Here is a 19,693-nt window from a genome sequence, read left to right on the forward strand (position 1 = left end):
GCAAGGTGACGGGCTGGAAACCCTTTAAATTCGGGGCTCTTGGCGATTTCGGCAGGTGCTTCCGCTTTATTACAGCCATGCCTTCCTATCGCTATGAAGCCACCGACGCGCTCGGAAAAATCGTGCGCGGCACGATCGATGCCGACTCCGAACGCGGCGCCCGGAACCAGTTGCGCGGCCGCGGTTTGTTGCCCTTGTCGACCGCGCTGGCGGCGCGCGCCGAAGGCATGGGCGCGGCGCTGCGCGCGCGTCTGTCGGACGCCGATCTGGCGTGGCTGACGCGCCAGCTCGCCAGCCTCCTGGCCGCACGCCTGCCATTGGATGCGGCGCTTAGCGCCACGCTGGAGCAGGCCGAGAAAAAACATATTGCCGCCACGCTGGGCGGCGTGCGCGACGACGTGCGCGCCGGCCATCGCCTGTCGGCGGCGCTGGCCTCGCGGCCGCGCGACTTTCCCGAAATCTATCGCGCGCTGATCGGCGCGGGCGAGGAATCGGGCGACCTGGCGCAGGTGATGGAAAAGCTGGCCGACTACATCGAGGAACGCAACACCTTGCGCAGCAAGGTCATGACGGCCTTCATCTACCCGGCGGTGGTGGCCAGCGTGTCGGTGGTCATCGTGATCTTCCTGCTGGGCTATGTGGTGCCGCAGGTGGTGTCCGCCTTCAGCCAGGCCAAGCAGGAATTGCCGATGCTCACGCGCGTGATGCTGGGGCTGTCGGACTACGTGCGCGAATGGGGCGCGGTCACGGGCATTGCGGTGGTGGCGGCCATCGCCTTGTGGCGCTACACGCTGCGCGCGCCGGCCGCGCGGCGGGCCTGGCACGCGCGCGTGCTGCGGCTGCCGCTGGCCGGCCGCTTCGTGCTGGGCGTGAACGCCGCGCGCTTTGCGTCCACCCTCGCGATCCTGAGCGGCAGCGGCGTGGCCCTGCTGACCGCGCTGGAAGCCGCGCGGCGCACGCTCAGCAACGACGTGCTGCGGCTGGCGGTCGACGAGGCCGCGGCACGCGTGCGCGAGGGCGCGGCGCTGTCATCGTCGCTGGGCGCGCAGAAGGTCTTTCCGTCGCTGCTGGTGCACCTGATCGCCAGCGGCGAGAAGACCGGGCGGTTGCCCGAACTGCTGGACCGGGGCGCGCAGAACCTGTCGCGCGACCTGGAGCGGCGCGCGATGGCGATGACGGCCCTGCTGGAGCCGGCGCTGATACTGCTGATGGGGGGATTCGTCCTCTTGATCGTGCTGGCGGTGATGATGCCGATTCTGGAGATGAACCAGTTGATCAGATAGGAACGCGGGCCGCGAGTGCGGCCCGGTCAAAGACAAAGGCTCAGAGCGCCTCTTCGTCGCTCTCGCCGGTGCGGATGCGGATGGCCTGTTCCACCGGCGTCACGAAGATCTTGCCGTCGCCGATCTTGCCGGTGCGGGCGGCCTTGACGACGGCTTCGATGGCGGCTTCGACCTGGTCGTCGGGCAGCACGACTTCGACGCGGATCTTGGGCAGGAAGTCCACCACGTATTCGGCGCCGCGATAGAGTTCGGTGTGGCCTTTCTGGCGGCCGAAACCCTTGACTTCGGTGACCGTCAGGCCGCTGACGCCGACTTCCGCCAGCGCCTCGCGGACTTCGTCGAGCTTGAAGGGTTTGATGATGGCGGTGACTTGTTTCACGTTGGTCGTCCTGGGTTTTTGATGTGGTGCGTCGCCCTGCCGCGCGGCCCGCTGTCTTGTGACACAGGCGGGCGCCGGGCGCAATGGACAGAGAATAACACCGCGCGGTCGCCAAGCGGCGCCCGCGAATTTTCTGCCGCCGCCCCAATGTGGTGCGCGTCGCCGCCCTCAGCTTTTGGGCGCTTCGTCGGGAATCTGGTCGGCCTCGCGCATCCAGACCACGGACTCGGAGTCGCTGGGCGCGCGCCAGTCGCCGCGCGGCGACAGCGAGCCGCCGGAACCCACCTTGGGCGCGTTCGGGATGCAGGTGCGCTTGAACTGGCTGGTCCGGAAGAACTTGTCCAGGAAGATCTTCAGGTTGCGCTTGATGGCGGCCAGATCGTATTCGTTGCGCACGACGTGGCCGGCCTCGGGCCACGCGCCCGCCTCGCGGTCGCGCCAGGCCGTCCACGACAGGAAGGCCACCTTGGTCGGCGCAAAGCCGTAGCGCAGCGTGTAGTACAGGTTGAAGTCCTGCAGCTCGTAAGGGCCGATCGAGGCCTCGCTCTTTTGCTCGGGCTTGTCGTCCGCGCCGCCCGGCACCAGCTCGGGGCTGACGTCGGTGCCCAGCACGTCCAGCAGCACCTGTGCGCCCTCGTCGCCCAGCCGGCCCGATTCGGCCACCCAGCGCACCAGGTGCGTGATCAGCGTCTTGGGCACGCTGGCGTTGACGCTGTAATGCGACATGTGGTCGCCCACGCCGTACGTGCACCAGCCCAGTGCAAGCTCGCTCAGGTCGCCCGTGCCGATGACGATGGCATTGCTGAAATTGGCCAGCCGGAACAGGTGGTTGGTGCGTTCGCCCGCCTGGACGTTCTCGAAGGTGATGTCATAGACCGGCTCGCCGTTGGCGTAGGGATGGCCCAGGTCCTTGAGCATCTGCAGGCAGCTGGGGCGGATGTCGATTTCGGAGGCCGTGCAGCCCACCACTGCCATCAGGCGGCGCGCCTGCTGCAGCGTGCGGGTGCTGGTGGCAAAACCCGGCATCGTGACCGCCAGGATGTTCGAGCGCGGCAGGTCCAGGGCGTCCATGGCCTTGGCGCACACCAGCAGCGCATGCGTGGAGTCCAGCCCGCCCGAAATGCCGATGACCACCTTCTTCATGCCGCTGGCCGACAAGCGCTGCGCCAGCGCCTGCACCTGGATGTTGTAGACCTCCTTGCAGCGCGCGTCGCGGCGTTGCGGGTCGGCCGGCACATACGGAAAGCGCGCCACGCGCCGTTCCAGCGCCAGTTCGGTGTCCTCCAGCGGCGGATTCACCGGCACCGCCACGCGGCGGAACCGGCGGACTTCGTCCGCGTGGCGGCGCACGGACTGGCCGAAGGTGCTCTGGCGCATGCGTTCGCGCGACAGGCGCTCCAGGTCCACGTCCGAAAACAGCAGATGGGAATGATTCAGGAAGCGCTCGGATTCGGCCAGCAGCTCGCCGTTTTCGTAGATGAGCGCCTGGCCGTCCCAGGCCAGGTCCGTCGACGACTCGCCCCGGCCGGCCGAGGTGTACATATAGGCCGACAGGCAGCGCGCCGACTGCTGCGACACGAGCTGGTGACGGTAGGCGGACTTGCCGACGACGATATTGGAGGCCGACAGGTTGACCAGCACCGTGGCGCCGGCCAGTGCGGCATAGGACGACGGGGGAATGGGCACCCAGACGTCTTCGCAGATTTCAACGTGGAACTGGAACAGCGGCAGCTTTTCCATCTGGAACAGCAGCTCGGACCCGAACGGCACCGTCTGGCCCAACAGGTCGATCTGCGTGTCGATGGCGCAGTCGGCCGCGCTGAACTGGCGGGCTTCGTAGAACTCGCCGTAATTGGGCAGATAGGTCTTGGGCACGACGCCAAGCACCCGACCGCCGGCCGCCACCACCGCGCAGTTGAACAACTGATGCGCCACCCGCAGCGGCGCCCCCACGACGATTGCGATATCCAGGTCGGCGGTCGCCTCGACCACCTTGGCCAGCGCCGCCTCGCAGGCGTCCAGCAGGGCCTTCTGGTGAAAGAGATCGTCGCAGGTGTAGGCAGACAAGCCCAGTTCCGGGAAAGCCGCCAGCACCGCGCCGCCTTGGGCAGCCTGCTGCGCCAGCGCGATGGTCTGCGCGGCATTGAACGCGGGATCGGCGACCCGGCACTCGGGCACGCCGACCGCGACCCGGGCGAAGCCGTGGGAATACAGGTTGAAGAACGGATTCGACATCGGGGATTTCGCCTGGGAGGTTCGCCTGGAGATTGCGACGTGGAGGGGTGCGCCGGGGGGCTGGAGGCCCGGGAATCAACGGCCGGATTATCTCACGGGCCCTATTCCGCCTGGCGCGGCATCTTGCCGTCGGTCAGGCCGCGCTCGAACGGCAGCGCCGGACTGCCGTCCATGGATCCTTGCCGGTCGCGCTCGGCCGACAGCGCCGCCTGGATGGCGCTGTCGCGCAGGTATCCGCCCATGGCGCCGATGTCGGCGCCGGACGGCTGCTGGTACAGGCGCAGACCCAGCTCGGGCAGGATCGCCAGCAGATGGTCGAACACGTCGCCCTGGATGCGTTCGTATTCCACCCACGCGGTCACGGCGGTAAAGCAATAGACCTCGACCGGAATGCCCTCGGAGGTGGGCTCCATCATGCGCACCATCATCGCCATGTCCTGGCGGATTTCCGGATTCTGCTTCAGGTAGGCCAGCGCGTAGGCGCGCAGCGTGCCGATGTTGGTCAGACGGCGCCGGTTGGCCGGCACGCTGGCCAGTTCGCCCAGCGTCTGGTTGGCCTGGACGATGTCCTGGGTCTTGCTTTGCAGATAGTCGTGCAGCAGCCGGAACTTCATCAGCCGCTGCGCCTCGTCGTCGGTCAGAAAGCGCACGCTGGCCGCGTCGATGCGGATGGTGCGCTTGATGCGCCGGCCGCCTGATTCGAACATGTGCCGGTAGTTGCGGTAGCTTTCCGAGAACAGCTTGTAGGTCGGCACCGTGGTGACGGTGTTGTCCCAGTTCTGCACCTTCACGGTGTGCAGCGCAATGTCCTTGACGAAGCCGTCCGCATTGCATTGCGGCATCTCGATCCAGTCGCCGATGCGCAGCATGTCGTTGCTGGTGAGCTGCGTGCTGGCGACCAGCGACAGGAGCGTGTCCTTGAACACCAGCAGCAGCACCGCCGACAGCGCGCCCAGGCCGGAGATCATCCAGAGCGGCGAGCGGTCGATCAGGATGGAAAGCACCAGGACGGTGCATACCGCCATCAGGATCAGCTTGCCGATCTGGATGTAGCCCTTGATGGACCGGGTCTGCGCGCGGGTCGTTGCCGAATAGGTGTCCTGCCAGGCGCTCAGCACGCCCGAAAACGCGATGAACACGCAGATCCAGGCGCCCGCGTGCGCCAGCCGGCCCACGATGGTGACCACCCGCTCGGCATGGGGCACCAGGTCGATGCCCATGGAAACCACCGCAAACGGCACCGCGTACCAGAGGTTCTGGTACGCGCGGCGGCGCTGCAGCGCCTTGTCCCAATCGCCGTGGCCGCTGACCACGAGCAGCCGGTGCGCCAGCAGCAGGACCACCCGCGCGACCACCCACTGCACGAACAGCGCGGTCAGGACGAGCGCGCCGATGCCGATCAGCGTCTGCGCCCAGATCTCCCGGGGCATATGGGTATCAATTTGGGTGACTAGCTCTTCCCATTCCAGGGGCATGGATCCGTACTCGCTTTACAGGGTCTTGAAACCACGGTCTTGAACCGGGGTCTTGAACTGACCGGGATTATCCGACAACTCGCGCCCTTAGCGGGTTCCGGCCCCGCATAATGGCCGCCGTCGCCCGGCGTGGCGCAAGGCCCTATAATCCTGCCCATCATGGCAAACACTCCCTCCTCCGATCAAAACCAGTTCGCCAACAAGGCGCAGGCCTGGTCCGCCCGGTTCTCCGAGCCGGTTTCCGAACTCGTCAAACGCTACACGGCGTCCGTGGATTTCGACAAGCGCCTGGCGCGCCACGACATCAAGGGCTCGCTCGCGCACGCCGACATGCTGGCCGCCCAGGGCATCATCGGCGCCCAGGATCTGGCCGACATCCAGCGCGGCATGACCCAGATCCTGTCCGAGATCGACGCTGGCTCGTTCCAGTGGCTGCTCGACCTGGAAGACGTCCACCTGAACATCGAAAAGCGCCTCGTGGAACTGGTGGGCGATGCGGGCAAGCGCCTGCATACCGGCCGTTCGCGCAACGACCAGGTCGCCACCGACATCCGCCTGTGGCTGCGTGACGAAATCGACACCCTGCAGGATCTGCTGCGCCAGCTGCGCCACGCCCTGGCCACGGTCGCCCTGGAAAACGCCGGCACCATCATGCCCGGCTTCACGCACCTGCAAGTCGCCCAGCCCGTCACCTTCGGCCACCACCTGCTCGCCTACGCCGAAATGTTCGGCCGCGACGCCGAACGCCTGGCCGACTGCCGCCGCCGCGTCAACCGCCTGCCGTTGGGCGCCGCCGCCCTGGCCGGCACGTCGTTCCCCATCGACCGCGAACGCGTCGCCAAGACGCTGGGCTTCGAGGGCGTGTGCCGCAACTCGCTGGACGCCGTCTCCGACCGCGACTTCGCCATCGAATTCTGCGCCGCCGGCGCGCTCATCATGACGCACGTCTCGCGCCTGTCCGAAGAGCTGGTGCTCTGGATGAGCCCGCGCGTGGGCTTCATCGACCTGGCCGACCGCTTCTGCACCGGCAGCTCGATCATGCCGCAAAAGAAGAACCCCGACGTGCCCGAGCTGGCCCGCGGCAAGACCGGCCGCGTCAACGGCAACCTGGTCGCCCTGCTGACCCTGATGAAGGGCCAGCCCCTGGCCTACAACAAGGACAACCAGGAAGACAAGGAAGGCCTGTTCGACACCGCCGACACGCTGCGCGACACGCTCACGATCTTCGCGGACATGGCCGGCGGCATCAAGGTCAAGGCCGACAACATGCGCGCCGCGGCCCTGCAGGGCTTTGCCACCGCCACCGATCTGGCCGACTACCTGGTCAAGCGCGGCGTGCCCTTCCGCGACGCCCACGAAGTCGTGGCTCACGCCGTGCGCGACTGCGAACAGCGCGGCTGCGACCTCGCCGACCTGTCCACCGCCGAACTCACGGCCTACCACCCCAGCATCACCGAGGACGTGCACCAGGTCCTGACGCTGGAAGGCTCGGTCGCCGCGCGCAAGCACGTGGGCGGCACCGCCCCCGAACGCGTCGCTGAAGAAGCCCAGCGCGTGCTGGCGGAAACGGCGCAAGGCTGATTTCGGCTTGCCCTAGATGCGTTGGATGCAAGGCCCCCTTTTGGGGGCCTTGTTGCATTCAGGCCGACATTGTCGGAACAGCGTCCAAACGAACGCAGGCTCAAGCCCGGCGTATCAGCTAAACCATCGACACGTCGAGCCTTCGGCCCAGTTTTCCAAGCGCAGCCTCAACCTGTTCGATCCGTGACCCGTGGCGCAGGTTCAGCAGACGATCCACCTGGGGCGTATGCACGCCAAGCCTACGAGCCATCTCGGCCTTGCGCACACCTTGGCGAATCATTTCATTGGACAGATAAACCTTGCTGGTGACGACAGCGGGCAGCGTGACGGCGTAGGGCGAGGAGACGTCATCCGACGGCAATGGAATCAGGCGGCGTTCGTCAAAATAGATTTCCAGCGTCGCCTCAAGCGCTTCCAGCGCGTTCACCTGCGCGTCTCGCTCATCCTCGCCGACGCTGGCTGCTTCCGGAAAATCGGGAAAGAGCACGAGAAAGGTGCCGTTCGAATCAGGAGTCAACGTGTAGGGATAGGTCAGCATGACAGCCTCACTTCAAACCCAATTGTTTTTTGATTTGGTTTTCAAGGTTCTTGCCCATTTCCTTGGCACCGTGAAACGGAAAGATCGTGCTTACGCCGTTCAGTGTCACTCGGTAATGACTACTGCCCGCACGATGCGGCACAAAGATGGCGCCTTGTTTTTCAAGCACCTTTTGAATTCGCTGTACTTCATGATTCCGAATGCAGCGATGCGGATTAGATTACAACAAAAATGTTTTGTTCAAAAACATTAATGTTGTATTCATGTCACTGACTCCTCCCTCCCTGAGGATATTTCGCCTTGTCCTCTCGCACCTCTTGGTCAGTGGGAAATCAGACCAACGTACGTCGGCTGGGCAAATCCCCGTCGGCCGCCCGCCGATAGCGCGTCCCCAATAACGTTGGATATGATTGCGGCTTCGCCTTGACCGCCCGCGAGCCATGCCAACCTTGAGTGCGCCCCTGAAGCGCATCCCGCAGTTCCGCATATCCCAAATCGTCCTAGCCACGGTATGTCTGCTGGGAATTGCAGCCGGAGGGGCGACGCAAGCCCAAACCGCCCGCAAACCCTCCCCCTACGAAAACGGCCGCCCCCTGCGCCCCGACGAGGTCGAGGCGCGTAAGGCCGAGGACGCGCGGTGGGGAGGCCCGCGGTTCCTGGCGCAGATCAAGACCCGGGCCGAATTCGATCAACTGGCGCGGGTCTATAACGCCGGCACGCCGTTGGAAATCCCCCATGTGCTGTTCATCATCGACCGCCAGCGCGCCGACCGCATCTATTACGTGAACACGCCGCGGTACGCGCTGCACGAGACCTTTGCGCGCGAGCGGCGGCTGCTGTCCGGCGACCGGGCCGCGCTGGTGGCGCAGTACAAGGATCCCAATCGTCGTCTGCTGTTCGGCACGCTGAGCTGGCAGAACAGCCTGTCCGGCTATACCTATGAGTTCTGGGAAGGCGATCTGCTGACGCCCGAACTGCTGACCCTGACGGCGCAGCGGCTCGCGGCCACGTTCCCTCACCCGCTGAAATTCAAGAGCAACTCCACGCTGCAGGAAACGACCGCACGGCGGGCCGGGCTGGACTTCGTCACGCAGGAGGCGCTGCTGCGCGAGCAGACCTTCTTGCCGCTGAACACCGGGCGCGCGCAGGGACGGCTGCGCATCGTGAAGGCCGTGGATGAAACGGCTGACCTCTCGCCCACCGACATCGTGGTGCTGGACGAGGTGCCCGTGGCGATGACGCCAGTGGCGGGCCTGGTCACGCAGCGCCCGTCCACGCTGTTGTCCCACGTGAACCTGCTGGCCAAGGGCTGGCGTATTCCCAATGCCTATGTGCGCGACGCCGTGGCGGCCTTGCGCGAGCATGATGGCCAATGGGTCGAACTGACCGTTGAAAGCAACGGCTACCGGGTGCAGCGCATCGCGCAGCCGGCCACGTCGCCAGCCACGGCGGCAACCCCAACCGCCTCGCCCTCGCTACCCAAACCCGACCTGTCCGTGCGCGCCCTCAAGCCGCTGTCCGGCATGACCACGCGCGACAGCCGCCACTGCGGGGTCAAGGCGGCGAACCTGGGCGCGCTGACGGCCGTGTTGCCGCCCGCGGCCAGCGTGCCGGATGGCTTCTGCATTCCGTTTGCCCAATACGCGGCGTTCATGGACCAGCTGGGGGTGCCCGCGCGCGTGGCGGCGCTGGCGCAGCGGGCCGACTTTGCCAGCGACGCCAACGTGCGGCGCGCCGAACTGGCCAAGCTGCGCCAGGACATCGTCGACGCAACGCCCGACCCCGCCCTGTCGGCCGCCTGGCGCGCCCGCTGGGAGAAGCAGTTGGGTGGCCACGGCGTCTTCGTGCGCAGCTCGTCCAATTCCGAAGACCTGCCGGGTTTCAGCGGCGCGGGCCTGTACACCACCGTGCCGAACGTCACGCAGGCCGATGCGCTGGCCCGGGCCGTGCAGACGGTATGGGCCTCGGTCTACAACTTCGAGGCTTACGAGGCGCGCCGCACGGCAGGCTTCGGGCAGGACGCCGTCGTCATGGCGGTACTGGTGCAGCGGGCCGCGGCGTCGGACAGCTCGGGCGTCATGATCACGCGCGATCCCTTCGACGCCTCGCGCCGCCACGTCACCTACCTGTCCGCCAAGCGCGGACTGGGCATCAAGGTGGTGGAAGGCAAGCGGCAGGCCGAACAGGTCATGTACTCAAGCTGGTCCAAGGCGGTTCAGGTGCTGAGCCGTTCCGCCGAGGACACGCAGCTCGTGGCCGATGCGGGCGGCGGCGTGCGCGAAGTGCCGATCGAGGGTGCACGCCAGGTGCTGAATGATGCCCTGGTCGCCCGGCTGGCCGCCGTGGGACGGCAGGTGAAAAAGCGCTTGGGAAATGGAGACCAGGACATCGAATGGGCCGTGCGGGCAGACAAGATCCTGATCCTGCAGGCGCGGCCTTACATCGATGGGAGCCGGTAGGCTGCCGCGAAGCCGGGATCAGTCCGGCGCGGCGCCCGACGCCTGCACGATCTGCTTCCATTGCATGAATTCTGCCTGCTGGCGCGCGGCCAGTTCAGCGGGGCCGTCCTGCATCATCGTGACGCCCAACTGATCGAACTTCTTTTTCAGCGCGGGATCGGCCAGGACCTTCTGGATCGCCTGATGCATCTTCGCGATGGAGGCCTCGGGCATGTCCTTTCCACCATAGAATGCGACCCACAGGTCGCCAGTAAAGCCGGGAATGAACTCCGAGATGGCCGGAACATCGGGCAATAGCGCATTCCTTTCGGCGCTGCTGACACCCAGCGCGCGCAGCTTGCCGGCCTTGATGCTCTCCAACGCGGATGGCAGGCTGGCGAACAGCATCGGCACCTGGTTGCCCATGACGTCCGCCATCGCCGGCGACACGCCGCGGTACGGGACGTGCTGCATGCGCAAGCCGCCCAGCTCACTAAGCATGACGCCCAATAGGTGATTCAACGTGCCCGCGCCTGCCGAGGCGTACGGGTACACGTCCGGATTGGACTTGACCAGCGCCATGAACGCATTCATGTCCTTTGCCGGGAACGCCGGATTCACGCATAGGACATTGGGTACTTCCCCAACCGCCGCAATCGGCGCGAAATCCTTGATGGGATCGAACTTTGCATCCTTGTAGACCCAGGGCACGATCAGCTGGTTGCTGTTCGCGGTGAACAGCAAGGTGTAGCCGTCCTGAGGCTCGCGCAAAAACGCCTGGGTGCCGACCACCCCGCCCGCGCCGGGCTTGTTGATCACGATCACGGGCTGGCCCAGCTCCGGGCCCAGTTTCTCCGCCATGATGCGAGCCACGATGTCCACGGTACCGCCTGCTGCCGTGGGCACAACAATATTGACTGGCCGGTCGGGATACTCACCCGCGGCCCGCGCGCCACCCGAGATTGCGGTGGCCGCGCACAGCGCCAGCAGAGCGCACTTCAGTAATTTGAACCTCATGTCATTCCCCTTGCTGAGTCAGCAGATGATGTAGTTTCCGGCCCAGGGCGAGCAACCTTCGGTCGTCTCCCCAATTACCAACCAGTTGCATGCCGATGGGCAGGCCTGCCTGGTTGAACGCAGTCGGCAGGTGCAGGCAAGGCCAGCCCAATACCGACCAGATCTTGTTGTAGACGCCGTCGCCCGTATGGCTAAGCCCCTTCGGCGCGGGCCCCGGCGTGCTAGGCGTCAGGATCAGATCCGCGCCGCCATAGCGCGCGCGCCAGCCATGCCGCAGCGACGCTTGCACCGCGAGCATCTCTCGGTACTCTCCCGCGCTGACGGCCAGACCGTGCGCCACGGCCTGCCGCAGGGCCGGGCTCACAACATCCCCATTTCGCGCTACCACCGGCATCAGGCTGCGCGCAAATTCGTAGTGCATGATCACGTCATGCGCGCGCAGCAGCAGCGCCGTTTCCGCGCTGGCGTCCACAGGCTGGCAGCGCACGCCATGCGCGCGCCATACCTCGCACGCCCGCGCGATCTCCCGCTGGCTTTCAAGACACAGCGCCGCATTGGGGTTGTCCAGCTGCACCGCGACCGTCAACGGTCGGTCAACTGCGCCAAGGTCGTCGTGCGCGATCAGCACCTGCGCGATCGCCTGCGCATCTTCGACGGTGTTCGAATACCAACCGATGGTGTCCAGCGATTCACATGTCAGCTTCATGCCATCGCGGAACACCTGGCCAAAGCTGGGTTTGAAACCCACCACGCCGCAGAATGCCGCCGGCCGGATCATGGAACCGCCTGTTTGCGTTCCCAGCGCAGCGGGCACCATGCCTGCGGCCACCGCCGCCGCAGAGCCGCTGGACGAACCGCCCGGCGTATGGCCTGGCGCGTGCGGATTACGCGTGGCGCCAGGTGTCCTGAAGGCGAACTCCGCCGTCACGGTCTTGCCCACGGGCAGCGCGCCAGCGGCGCGCAACATACCCACGCAGCATGCGTCGAACCGGGCGGCGCCGCCGGCCAGCGCAGACACGCCAAAGCGGGTGGGCATGTCCGCAACGTCCATCACATCTTTGACCCCGATCGGCACGCCGGCCAACGGGCCGCCAATATGTTCCATCGCTTCCAGCGCCGCGGGATCCGCAACATGGCTCCATGCCCGAATGACGCTGTCCCGCTCGCAGATCGCCGCCAAGCTGGTGCGCACGGCCGCCAGCGGCGCCGCCACGCCCTCGCGCACTCGGCGAGAGATTTCCTGGACGGACAAGGGAAAGGGCGCGACAGGCATGACGGTTTCCGGCAAACGGCTGAACAACTGGGATGCCGAATGTTAGGAAACCAATTAATCTACGTCCAATTTGTAATTTGGCGTCGATTATGTCGAAATCGGAATTAATCTTTCTAGATGGACGGCTGTTGGTGCTTTTTTGCACACTGGCCGAAGAACTGCATTTCGCCCGGGCGGCGGCACGACTGTTCATGACACAGCCGCCGCTCACGCAGCAAATCAAGCGGCTCGAAACGCTGGTCGGCGTGCCTTTATTCGAGCGCACGACACGTTCGGTCAAATTGACGCCCGCCGGCGAGATCATGTACGAACGGGCGCGGCGGATCTCCGCGGACACCCAGCTGATGCTGCGTGAGGTTCGCCGCACGGCGCGCGGCGAAACCGGCTCGCTCGTCATCGGCATCACGCCAAGCGCCGCCAGTTCGCCCCTGGTGTCGGCGCTCAGCCAATACCGCGACGCGCACCCGGAAGTACGGATCGATCTTCGCGAAATGAACTCGGTGGACATGGACCCTGCCCTGCGCTCGCGCGTCGTGGAGGTTGCCCTGATGCGCCCGCATCCGCTGGACGCCGATATCCAGACCGTGGTCGTCCACGAAGAGTCCCTGCGCGTGGCATTGCGCCACGATCACCCGCTGGCGCCCCAGCGCGACGTGTCGCTACAGGAACTTCTGGCGTTCCCCCTGGTGGGATACCGGCAAGATATCTCTCCGTATTTCCACAGCATGATTCAGCGGCTTTTCGCGCGTGCGCAGTTAAAGCCATTGATTGCGCAGGAAAGTGTGATCCCCACCTTGTTGACGCTGGTGGAGGCCGGCGTCGGACCGGCGATCGTGCCCCAATCCTTGAGCCGGATGCGTCCGGACTCGCTGCGGTTCTTGCCCCTACGCGACGTCGCGGGCGAAAAAGCGCAGATCGTGCTTGCCGCGCTACGGGACCAGGGGAACCCGGCCCTGGAAGGATTTACGGCGGCGCTGGCGCAAGCGGGCGTGCGCCGCTAAGCGCCAGCCCGCCTTACCCTCGCGCCGTCAGATATGCAAAGCATGCCCCAGCGCCTTGAGCGCCGCCTCCTGGACCGCCTCGCCCAGCGTGGGATGCGCGTGGATGGTGCCCGCCACGTCTTCCAGCGTGGCGCCCATTTCCAACGACTGGCCAAAAGCCGTCGATAGCTCCGACACCGCACGGCCTACCGCCTGCCACCCCACGATCAGGTGGTTGTCGCGCCGGGCCACCACGCGCACGAATCCGTCGGTGGATTCCAGCGTCATGGCGCGGCCGTTGGCGGCGAAGGGGAAGGAGGCCGTCACGCAATCCAGGCCGGCGGCTTCGGCCTCGTGCGGCGACAGGCCCGCCACCACGACCTCGGGGTCTGTGAAGCACACGGCAGGGATGGAGGCCGGCTGGAAGTGGCGGCGCTTGCCCGCCACCAGTTCGGCCACCATTTCGCCCTGCGCCATGGCGCGGTGCGCCAGCATCGGTTCACCGGCGATGTCGCCAATGGCCCAAACGTCGCGCATGGACGTGCGGCATTGGTCGTCGATGCGCAGCGCGTTGCCCTTGCGGTCCAGCTGCAGGCTTTCCAGCCCCCAGCCCTGCGTGCGCGGACGGCGTCCCACCGAGATCAGCACGCGGTCGGCCGGCAGCAGGGTTTCGGCGCCGCTGGCGTCCTGCACCCGCACCGCGTCGCCCTTGCCGTCCAACCCCAGCACCTTGCGGCCCAGGTGCAACGCCACGCCCATCTTGCCCAGCGCGGCCGCGACGGGTTTGGTGAGTTCGGCGTCGTAGGTCGGCAGGATGCGGTCCTGCGCTTCCACCACCGCGACTTCGGCGCCCAGCTTGCGGTACACGGTGCCCAGTTCCAGGCCGATGTAGCCGCCGCCCACCACCACGAGCTGCTTCGGGATGCTGGCGGGCGACAGCGCCTCGGTGGACGACACCACCATGCCGCCGAAAGGCATGGACGGCAGCGCAGTGGGTTCGGAGCCAGCGGCCAGCAGCAGGTGCTCGCACTGGATGCGAACGCGCCCCGCGTCGGGCGTTTCGACTTCGGCCGTCTTGCCGTCCAGAAGCGTCGCCCAGCCGCGCACGACTTCCACGCCGTTCTTCTTGAGCAGCGCGCCCACGCCCCCCGTCAGCTTGCCGACGATGCCGTCTTTCCAGGCGACCGTCTTGGCGATGTCGATGCGCGGCGTGTCCACGGCGATTCCGAGCGCCGATTCGCCGGCGTAGTGGCGCGCCTTGTCGAACTCCTCGGCCGCGTGGATCAGGGCCTTGGAGGGGATGCAGCCGATGTTCAGGCAGGTGCCGCCCAGCTGCGCGCCCTCGACCAGGATGGTCGGCACGCCCAGTTGTCCGGCGCGGATGGCGGCCACGTAGCCGCCGGGGCCGCCGCCGATCACCAGCAATGTCGTTGTCTTTGTGATCTGGCTCATGCTCACTCCACGAAAAGCAGCGCGGGTTGTTCCAGCAGCGCGCGCACGGCCTGGATGAAGCGCGCCGCGTCCATGCCGTCCACCACGCGGTGGTCGAAGGACGACGACAGGTTCATCAGCTTGCGCGCCACCACGGCGCCGTTGCGGAAGGCGGGGCGTTCGACGATGCGGTTCACGCCCACGATGCCGACCTCGGGATGATTGATGACCGGCGTGGTGACGATGCCGCCCAAGGGACCAAGGCTGGTGATGGTGATGGTCGAACCGGACAGCTCGTCGCGGCCGGCCGCCCCGCTGCGCACCGCCTGCGCCAGCCGATTGATCTCCGCGGCCATGGACCACAGGTCGCGCGCCTCGGCGTGGCGCATCACCGGCACCATCAGGCCGCCGTCGCTTTGCGTGGCAATCCCGATGTGCACCGCGCCATAGCGCGTGACCACCCCCGCCTCGTCGTCGTAGCGCGCATTGATCTGCGGGAAATCGCGCAGCGCCACCACCATCGCGCGGGCCAGGAGCGGCAGCAGCGTCAGCTTGCCGCGCGACTCGCCCCATTTGGCGTTCAACTGCACGCGCAGGTCTTCGAGCTCGGTCACGTCGATTTCCTCGACGTAGCTGAAATGCGGGATGCGGCGCTTGGACTCGGCCATCTTCTGCGCGATCTTCCTGCGCAGGCCGATGACGGGTACGGCGTCTTCGTCGTTGCGTTCCACATAGGCCGACCCGGCGCGTGCGCTGCTGGCCGACCCCTGCCCTTGCAGCCACGCGTCCAGGTCTTCGTGCAGGATGCGCCCGGCCGGGCCGCTGCCCTGCACGTAGCGCAGCTCCACGCCCAGGTCCCACGCGCGCTTGCGCACGGCGGGCGAGGCCAGCGGTTTTTCACCGGGCTGGCGGATTGCCGCGGGCGCGCCGCCGGATTGGCGGGCGGCTGGCGACTTGGCCGACGCGGACGCGGGGCCAGCGGCAGATGCGGATGTTGATGACTTGGCCGGCGGGGAAGTTGCGGGCGCCGATGCGCCGGGCGTCGATGCCGCCACGCCACTTTCCACCAGACTCGGACCACCAGCGCGCTGCGCCCCATCGGCAGCAATCCCGCCAGCCGCAGGCACGGCCGCCTTCGCCGCTGCAGCAGCGCCCGCCTTCACATTCCCTTCGCCTTCGACTTCCAGGCGGATCAGCTCCCCGCCCACGGCCATCACCTGGCCAACATCGCCGCCCAGCGAGATCACCTTGCCGACCACCGGCGACGGGATCTCGACCGTGGCCTTGTCCGTCATCACGTCCGCCAGCGGCTGGTCCTCGGCGACCGTGTCGCCCACCTTGACGTGCCAGCCCACCAGCTCGACCTCTGCGATGCCTTCGCCGATGTCGGGCATCTTGATGATATGAATCCCCATGTCATGCCTCCATCGCGCGTTTGAACGCTTCGCCGACCCGGCGCGGGCCGGGGAAGTACGCCCATTCCTGCGCGTGCGGATAGGGAGTGTCCCAACCGGTCACGCGCTCGACGGGCGCCTCCAGGTGATGGAAGCAGTGTTCCTGCACCAGCGCAATCAGTTCCGCGCCGAAGCCGCAGGTGCGCGTGGCCTCGTGCACGACCACGCAGCGCCCCGTCTTCCTGACGGAGTTGACGATGGCGTCCAGGTCCAGCGGCCACAGGCTGCGCAGGTCGATGATCTCGGCGTCGATGCCGGTTTCCTCGGCCGCGGTCAGCGACACATGCACCGTGGTGCCGTAGGTCAGCACCGTCAGCTCCGAGCCCGGGCGCACGATGGCGGCCGATTCCAGCGGCACGGTGTAGTAGCCCGTGGGCACGACGCTGCCGGGGCGGCCGGTCCACGGCGTGACCGGCCGGTCGTGGTGGCCGTCGAACGGGCCGTTGTAGAGCCGCTTGGGTTCCAGGAAAATCACCGGATCGTCGTTTTCGATGGCGGCGATCAACAGCCCCTTCGCGTCGTACGGGTTGGACGGCATCACCGTGCGCAGCCCGCAGACCTGCGTGAACATCGCCTCGGGGCTCTGGCTGTGCGTCTGCCCGCCGTAAATGCCGCCGCCGCAAGGCATGCGGATGGTCATGGGCGCAATGAATTCGCCCACCGACCGGTAGCGCAGGCGCGCGGCCTCGGACACGATCTGGTCCGAAGCCGGATAGAAGTAATCGGCGAACTGAATTTCGCACACGGGCCGCAGGCCGTAGGCGCCCATGCCCACCGCCACGCCGACGATCCCGCCTTCGGAAATGGGGGTGTCGAACACGCGCGAGCTGCCGTACTTGGCCTGCAGGCCTTCGGTGCAGCGGAACACGCCGCCGAAGTAACCCACGTCCTGCCCGAACACCACGACGTTGTTGTCGCGCTCAAGCATGACATCCATGGCCGAGCGCAAAGCCTGGATCATGGTCATCGGCGCCGAGGCCGGACCAGCGTTGTTATCGATTGCCATGGTCACACTCCGAGCTGCTGGCGCTGCCGGCGCAGATGCTCCGGCATGTCCTTGTACACGTCTTCAAAAATGCTGGCGGCGCTGGGGACGTGGCCGTCCACCAGGGTGCCGTAGCTCTCGGCTTCCTTTTGGGCCGCCAGGATCTCGGCGTCGAGTTCGGCGCGGACCGCGTCGTGCTCGGCGTCGGACCAGATGCCCAACAGGATGAGATGTTTCTTGAAGCGCTCGATCGGGTCGCCCAGGGGAAAGTGGCTCCAGTCGTCGCCGGGCCGGTACTTGGAAGGGTCGTCCGACGTGGAGTGAGGCCCCGCGCGGTAGGTCACCCATTCGATCAGCGTCGGGCCCAGGTTGCGGCGGGCGCGCTCGGCCGCCCAGCGCGAGGCGGAATAGACCGCCAGGAAATCGTTGCCGTCCACCCGCAGCGACGCAATGCCGCAGCCCACGCCACGACCCGCGAAGGTCGCGCCCTCGCCGCCGGCGATGGCCTGGAAGGTGGAAATGGCCCACTGGTTGTTGACCACGTTCAGGATGACGGGCGCGCGGTAGACGTGCGCGAAGGTCAACGCGGTGTGGAAGTCGGCTTCGGCGGTGGCGCCGTCGCCGATCCAGGCCGAGGCAATGCGGGTGTCGCCCTTGATGGCCGACGCCATGGCCCAGCCCACCGCCTGGATGAACTGCGTGGCCAGGTTGCCCGAAATCGTGAAAAAGCCGTTTTCGCGGTCGGAATACATGACCGGCAGCTGGCGGCCCTTGAGCGGATCACGCTCGTTGGACATGAGCTGGCACATCATCGTGACCAGCGACACGTCGCGCGAGAGCAGGATGCTTTGCTGGCGATAAGTGGGAAAGCACATGTCCCCCTTTTCCAGCGCCATCGCGTGGGCGGTGCCGATGGCCTCCTCGCCCAGGCTCTGCATGTAGAACGAGATCTTCTTCTTGCGCTGCGCGGTCAGCATGCGCCCGTCGAAGATGCGGGTCTTGAGCATCGCCCGCATGCCGGCGCGCAGCATGTCGTGGCTGATCTCCGGCGCCCACGGCCCGACGGCATGGCCGTCATTGTCGATGACCCGGACCAGGCTGTAGGCCAGTGGACCGGTGTCGACCGCGGCAACATCAATGGGGGGTTTGGGCACCTCGCCGGGCGGCGACAGATGCAGATAGGAGAAGTCTGTCTTGCAACCCGGTCGCCCTGTCGGCTCGGGGACGTGCAACTTCAGCGGCCCATATTGGCTCATGTATTGTCTCCACGCTTGATCGTGTCATGCGTTTTCTTCCTACCAAGGCATTGCCAGAGGCGTGTGACCTCGGACGCTGCCGTCGCCGGCCTGCGCCCGGGGATACATGGGCAAGGCCGTTGACGAGATTAGCACAGGGGACAGGGCCGATGAGCGGGCCGCGCGGCCTTTTGGGGCCGCATTGGACTGAGGGTTTTCCTCAGGCGGCGCCGGTCCATTCCGTGACGAATTCACGGTAGTCGGGACGCTTGGCGGGGGGCACCGCGCACGCGGGCGTGCCCACGGCCAGAAAGCCCAGGAAGCGGTAATCCAGCGAGTCCAGACCCAGCGCGTTCTGCACGTCTTCGACGTAGGTGCCCAGGCCGGTGCTCCAGAAGGCGGCGTAGCCCAGCATGTGGACCGCGTTCAGGATGTTCATGACCGAGCAGCCCGTGGCCAGAAGCTGTTCCTGCTCGGGGATCTTGGTGTTGTCGTGGGCGATCTTCTGGGCCACGGCGATGAACAGCGGCACGCCGGCCATCCATTCGCGGACGGACTTTTCCTTTTCAGGCGTCATGCGCGGATCGCCGCTGCGCTTGACCGCGTCCAGCGCCATGTCCGCCAACTTGCCGATGGCTTCGCCCTGGATCACGACGAAGCGCCACGGGCGCAGCGCGCCATGATCGGGCGCCGCCATGGCGGCCTGCAGGATCTGTTCGAGTTCGTCGGGTTTGGGCGCCGGGGCCCGCAGGAACTTGAAGGAGCGGCGCGAAGTCAGGGCGTGGAGCGGGGTGGCGGTCTGGGTGACGGTCATTGATCGATGCGCAAATGGGAAAAAAACAGATTCTCATAGTACGCGATGACGGCCGCCCCATCGCCGATCCCCTGGCCTGCAGCAAGGACATCCCGCCCCGCGCGGTCACCCCAGGTGGGTATGGCGCTCCTGCCGCTCTTCGACCTGCATTTCGGTCAAACCGTGCAGGATGCCGCAATCGTCCGTGTCCGGGCGCGCCGACACGCAGCGCTGGCGCAATTCGCTCAGTTGGGATTTCAGCTGCATCAGTTCGGCAATGCGCTCGTCCACGTGGGAGATGTGCTCGTCGAACAGCTGGTTGATCGGGCCGCAACCGGTGCGGTGGTTGTCGGCCACGGACAGGATGGCGCGGATCTCGTCCTGCGTCATGTCCAGCGCCCGGCAGTTGCGGATGAGGCGCAGGCGCTCCAGGTGCATCTGCCCATAGCTCCGGTAGTTGTTCAGACCCCGCTCCGGCGCGGGCAGCAGTCCTTCCTTTTCGTAATACCTGACGGTTTCGACCGTGGTGCCGGCCGCCGTGGCCAATTCGCCGATACGCATCGCTGCCTCCCGGATCCGATCCGATGATTAGGGGT

17 protein-coding genes are annotated in these 19,693 nt (G+C 66.3%); 4 read left to right on the top strand and 13 right to left on the bottom strand.

Translation table 11 applies throughout. The features are described 5' to 3' along the window. Positions 1 to 77 precede the first annotated feature (77 nt). Complete coding sequence (gene gspF, locus FBY20_RS00415; RefSeq protein ID WP_142049246.1) at positions 78 to 1,283, top strand: type II secretion system inner membrane protein GspF; 1,206 nt, start codon at positions 78 to 80, stop codon at positions 1,281 to 1,283. Positions 1,284 to 1,323: 40 nt separating this feature from the next. Here the strand turns inward: gspF and FBY20_RS00420 are convergent, their stop codons facing one another. The 3 genes from FBY20_RS00420 to FBY20_RS00430 form a co-directional block, all read right to left on the bottom strand. Beyond that, entirely contained in the window at positions 1,324 to 1,662 is a 339-nt protein-coding gene (locus FBY20_RS00420; RefSeq protein WP_006386376.1) for a P-II family nitrogen regulator, read from the bottom strand. Positions 1,663 to 1,830: 168 nt separating this feature from the next. Beyond that, a complete protein-coding gene (locus FBY20_RS00425) occupies positions 1,831 to 3,897 on the bottom strand; it encodes an NAD(+) synthase (RefSeq protein ID WP_142049249.1) in 2,067 nt (688 codons plus the stop codon). Positions 3,898 to 3,998: 101 nt separating this feature from the next. Next, entirely contained in the window at positions 3,999 to 5,372 is a 1,374-nt protein-coding gene (locus FBY20_RS00430) for a mechanosensitive ion channel family protein (RefSeq protein WP_142049252.1), read from the bottom strand. A 159-nt stretch (positions 5,373 to 5,531) separates the two neighbouring features. Between FBY20_RS00430 and argH the strand changes: the two genes are divergently transcribed. Continuing rightward, positions 5,532 to 6,953 (top strand): argininosuccinate lyase, encoded by a 1,422-nt coding sequence (gene argH / locus FBY20_RS00435; protein ID WP_142049255.1) that lies wholly within the window; start codon positions 5,532 to 5,534, stop codon positions 6,951 to 6,953. A gap of 118 nt (positions 6,954 to 7,071) precedes the next feature. Here argH and FBY20_RS00440 read toward each other — a convergent pair whose 3' ends face one another. Beyond that, positions 7,072 to 7,491, bottom strand: coding sequence for a type II toxin-antitoxin system HicB family antitoxin (locus FBY20_RS00440; RefSeq protein ID WP_142049258.1), 420 nt, complete (start codon positions 7,489 to 7,491; stop codon positions 7,072 to 7,074). 7 nt (positions 7,492 to 7,498) lie between these two features. Next, positions 7,499 to 7,660 carry a type II toxin-antitoxin system HicA family toxin gene (locus tag FBY20_RS00445; protein ID WP_255452191.1) on the bottom strand — a complete coding sequence of 54 codons (162 nt, stop codon included), beginning with the start codon at positions 7,658 to 7,660 and terminating at the stop codon, positions 7,499 to 7,501. Between the two features lie 271 nt (positions 7,661 to 7,931). Between FBY20_RS00445 and FBY20_RS00450 the strand changes: the two genes are divergently transcribed. Further along, complete coding sequence (locus FBY20_RS00450; protein ID WP_142049260.1) at positions 7,932 to 9,950, top strand: PEP/pyruvate-binding domain-containing protein; 2,019 nt, start codon at positions 7,932 to 7,934, stop codon at positions 9,948 to 9,950. Positions 9,951 to 9,968: 18 nt separating this feature from the next. On the opposite strand, the gene FBY20_RS00455 is transcribed toward FBY20_RS00450, so the two are convergent. Then, positions 9,969 to 10,946 carry a tripartite tricarboxylate transporter substrate binding protein gene (locus FBY20_RS00455; protein ID WP_142049263.1) on the bottom strand — a complete coding sequence of 326 codons (978 nt, stop codon included), beginning with the start codon at positions 10,944 to 10,946 and terminating at the stop codon, positions 9,969 to 9,971. A 1-nt stretch (position 10,947) separates the two neighbouring features. Then, positions 10,948 to 12,219: an amidase gene (locus FBY20_RS00460; protein WP_142049265.1), complete on the bottom strand. Its 1,272-nt coding sequence runs from the start codon at positions 12,217 to 12,219 to the stop codon at positions 10,948 to 10,950. Positions 12,220 to 12,308: 89 nt separating this feature from the next. On the opposite strand from FBY20_RS00460, the gene FBY20_RS00465 reads away from it, so the two are divergent. Beyond that, entirely contained in the window at positions 12,309 to 13,220 is a 912-nt protein-coding gene (locus FBY20_RS00465; RefSeq protein WP_142049268.1) for a LysR substrate-binding domain-containing protein, read from the top strand. Between the two features lie 27 nt (positions 13,221 to 13,247). Here FBY20_RS00465 and lpdA read toward each other — a convergent pair whose 3' ends face one another. The 6 genes from lpdA to cadR form a co-directional block, all read right to left on the bottom strand. Beyond that, positions 13,248 to 14,651: a dihydrolipoyl dehydrogenase gene (lpdA, locus tag FBY20_RS00470; protein WP_142049271.1), complete on the bottom strand. Its 1,404-nt coding sequence runs from the start codon at positions 14,649 to 14,651 to the stop codon at positions 13,248 to 13,250. Positions 14,652 to 14,653: 2 nt separating this feature from the next. After that, positions 14,654 to 16,045 carry a dihydrolipoamide acetyltransferase family protein gene (locus FBY20_RS00475; RefSeq protein WP_142049274.1) on the bottom strand — a complete coding sequence of 464 codons (1,392 nt, stop codon included), beginning with the start codon at positions 16,043 to 16,045 and terminating at the stop codon, positions 14,654 to 14,656. 1 nt (position 16,046) lies between these two features. After that, on the bottom strand, positions 16,047 to 17,090 hold the full coding sequence (locus FBY20_RS00480; protein WP_056316376.1) for an alpha-ketoacid dehydrogenase subunit beta: 1,044 nt from the start codon (positions 17,088 to 17,090) through the stop codon (positions 16,047 to 16,049). 2 nt (positions 17,091 to 17,092) lie between these two features. Further along, a complete protein-coding gene (locus FBY20_RS00485) occupies positions 17,093 to 18,325 on the bottom strand; it encodes a 3-methyl-2-oxobutanoate dehydrogenase (2-methylpropanoyl-transferring) subunit alpha (RefSeq protein WP_056316373.1) in 1,233 nt (410 codons plus the stop codon). A gap of 199 nt (positions 18,326 to 18,524) precedes the next feature. Continuing rightward, the gene (locus FBY20_RS00490) at positions 18,525 to 19,118 is read right to left on the bottom strand and encodes a nitroreductase (protein WP_056316369.1); all 594 of its coding nucleotides are present in this window, start codon (positions 19,116 to 19,118) and stop codon (positions 18,525 to 18,527) included. Between the two features lie 105 nt (positions 19,119 to 19,223). Next, entirely contained in the window at positions 19,224 to 19,658 is a 435-nt protein-coding gene (gene cadR, locus FBY20_RS00495) for a Cd(II)/Pb(II)-responsive transcriptional regulator (RefSeq protein ID WP_056316368.1), read from the bottom strand. Between the last annotated feature and the right edge of the window lie 35 nt (positions 19,659 to 19,693).

The organism is Achromobacter sp. SLBN-14 (assembly GCF_006715415.1).
Classification (GTDB): Bacteria; Pseudomonadota; Gammaproteobacteria; order Burkholderiales; family Burkholderiaceae_B; genus Achromobacter; species Achromobacter mucicolens.

Bases quoted from the DNA above. Each gene is read 5' to 3' on its own strand.
- gspF (WP_142049246.1), top strand. From the start codon at position 78: ATGCCTTCCTATCGCTATGAAGCCACCGACGCGCTCGGAAAAATCGTG.
- FBY20_RS00425 (WP_142049249.1), bottom strand. From the start codon at position 3,897: ATGTCGAATCCGTTCTTCAACCTGTATTCCCACGGCTTCGCCCGGGTC.
- FBY20_RS00430 (WP_142049252.1), bottom strand. From the start codon at position 5,372: ATGCCCCTGGAATGGGAAGAGCTAGTCACCCAAATTGATACCCATATG.
- argH (WP_142049255.1), top strand. From the start codon at position 5,532: ATGGCAAACACTCCCTCCTCCGATCAAAACCAGTTCGCCAACAAGGCG.
- FBY20_RS00440 (WP_142049258.1), bottom strand. From the start codon at position 7,491: ATGCTGACCTATCCCTACACGTTGACTCCTGATTCGAACGGCACCTTT.
- FBY20_RS00450 (WP_142049260.1), top strand. From the start codon at position 7,932: ATGCCAACCTTGAGTGCGCCCCTGAAGCGCATCCCGCAGTTCCGCATA.
- FBY20_RS00455 (WP_142049263.1), bottom strand. From the start codon at position 10,946: ATGAGGTTCAAATTACTGAAGTGCGCTCTGCTGGCGCTGTGCGCGGCC.
- FBY20_RS00460 (WP_142049265.1), bottom strand. From the start codon at position 12,219: ATGCCTGTCGCGCCCTTTCCCTTGTCCGTCCAGGAAATCTCTCGCCGA.
- FBY20_RS00465 (WP_142049268.1), top strand. From the start codon at position 12,309: ATGTCGAAATCGGAATTAATCTTTCTAGATGGACGGCTGTTGGTGCTT.
- lpdA (WP_142049271.1), bottom strand. From the start codon at position 14,651: ATGAGCCAGATCACAAAGACAACGACATTGCTGGTGATCGGCGGCGGC.
- FBY20_RS00475 (WP_142049274.1), bottom strand. From the start codon at position 16,045: ATGGGGATTCATATCATCAAGATGCCCGACATCGGCGAAGGCATCGCA.
- FBY20_RS00480 (WP_056316376.1), bottom strand. From the start codon at position 17,090: ATGGCAATCGATAACAACGCTGGTCCGGCCTCGGCGCCGATGACCATG.
- FBY20_RS00485 (WP_056316373.1), bottom strand. From the start codon at position 18,325: ATGAGCCAATATGGGCCGCTGAAGTTGCACGTCCCCGAGCCGACAGGG.
- FBY20_RS00490 (WP_056316369.1), bottom strand. From the start codon at position 19,118: ATGACCGTCACCCAGACCGCCACCCCGCTCCACGCCCTGACTTCGCGC.
- cadR (WP_056316368.1), bottom strand. From the start codon at position 19,658: ATGCGTATCGGCGAATTGGCCACGGCGGCCGGCACCACGGTCGAAACC.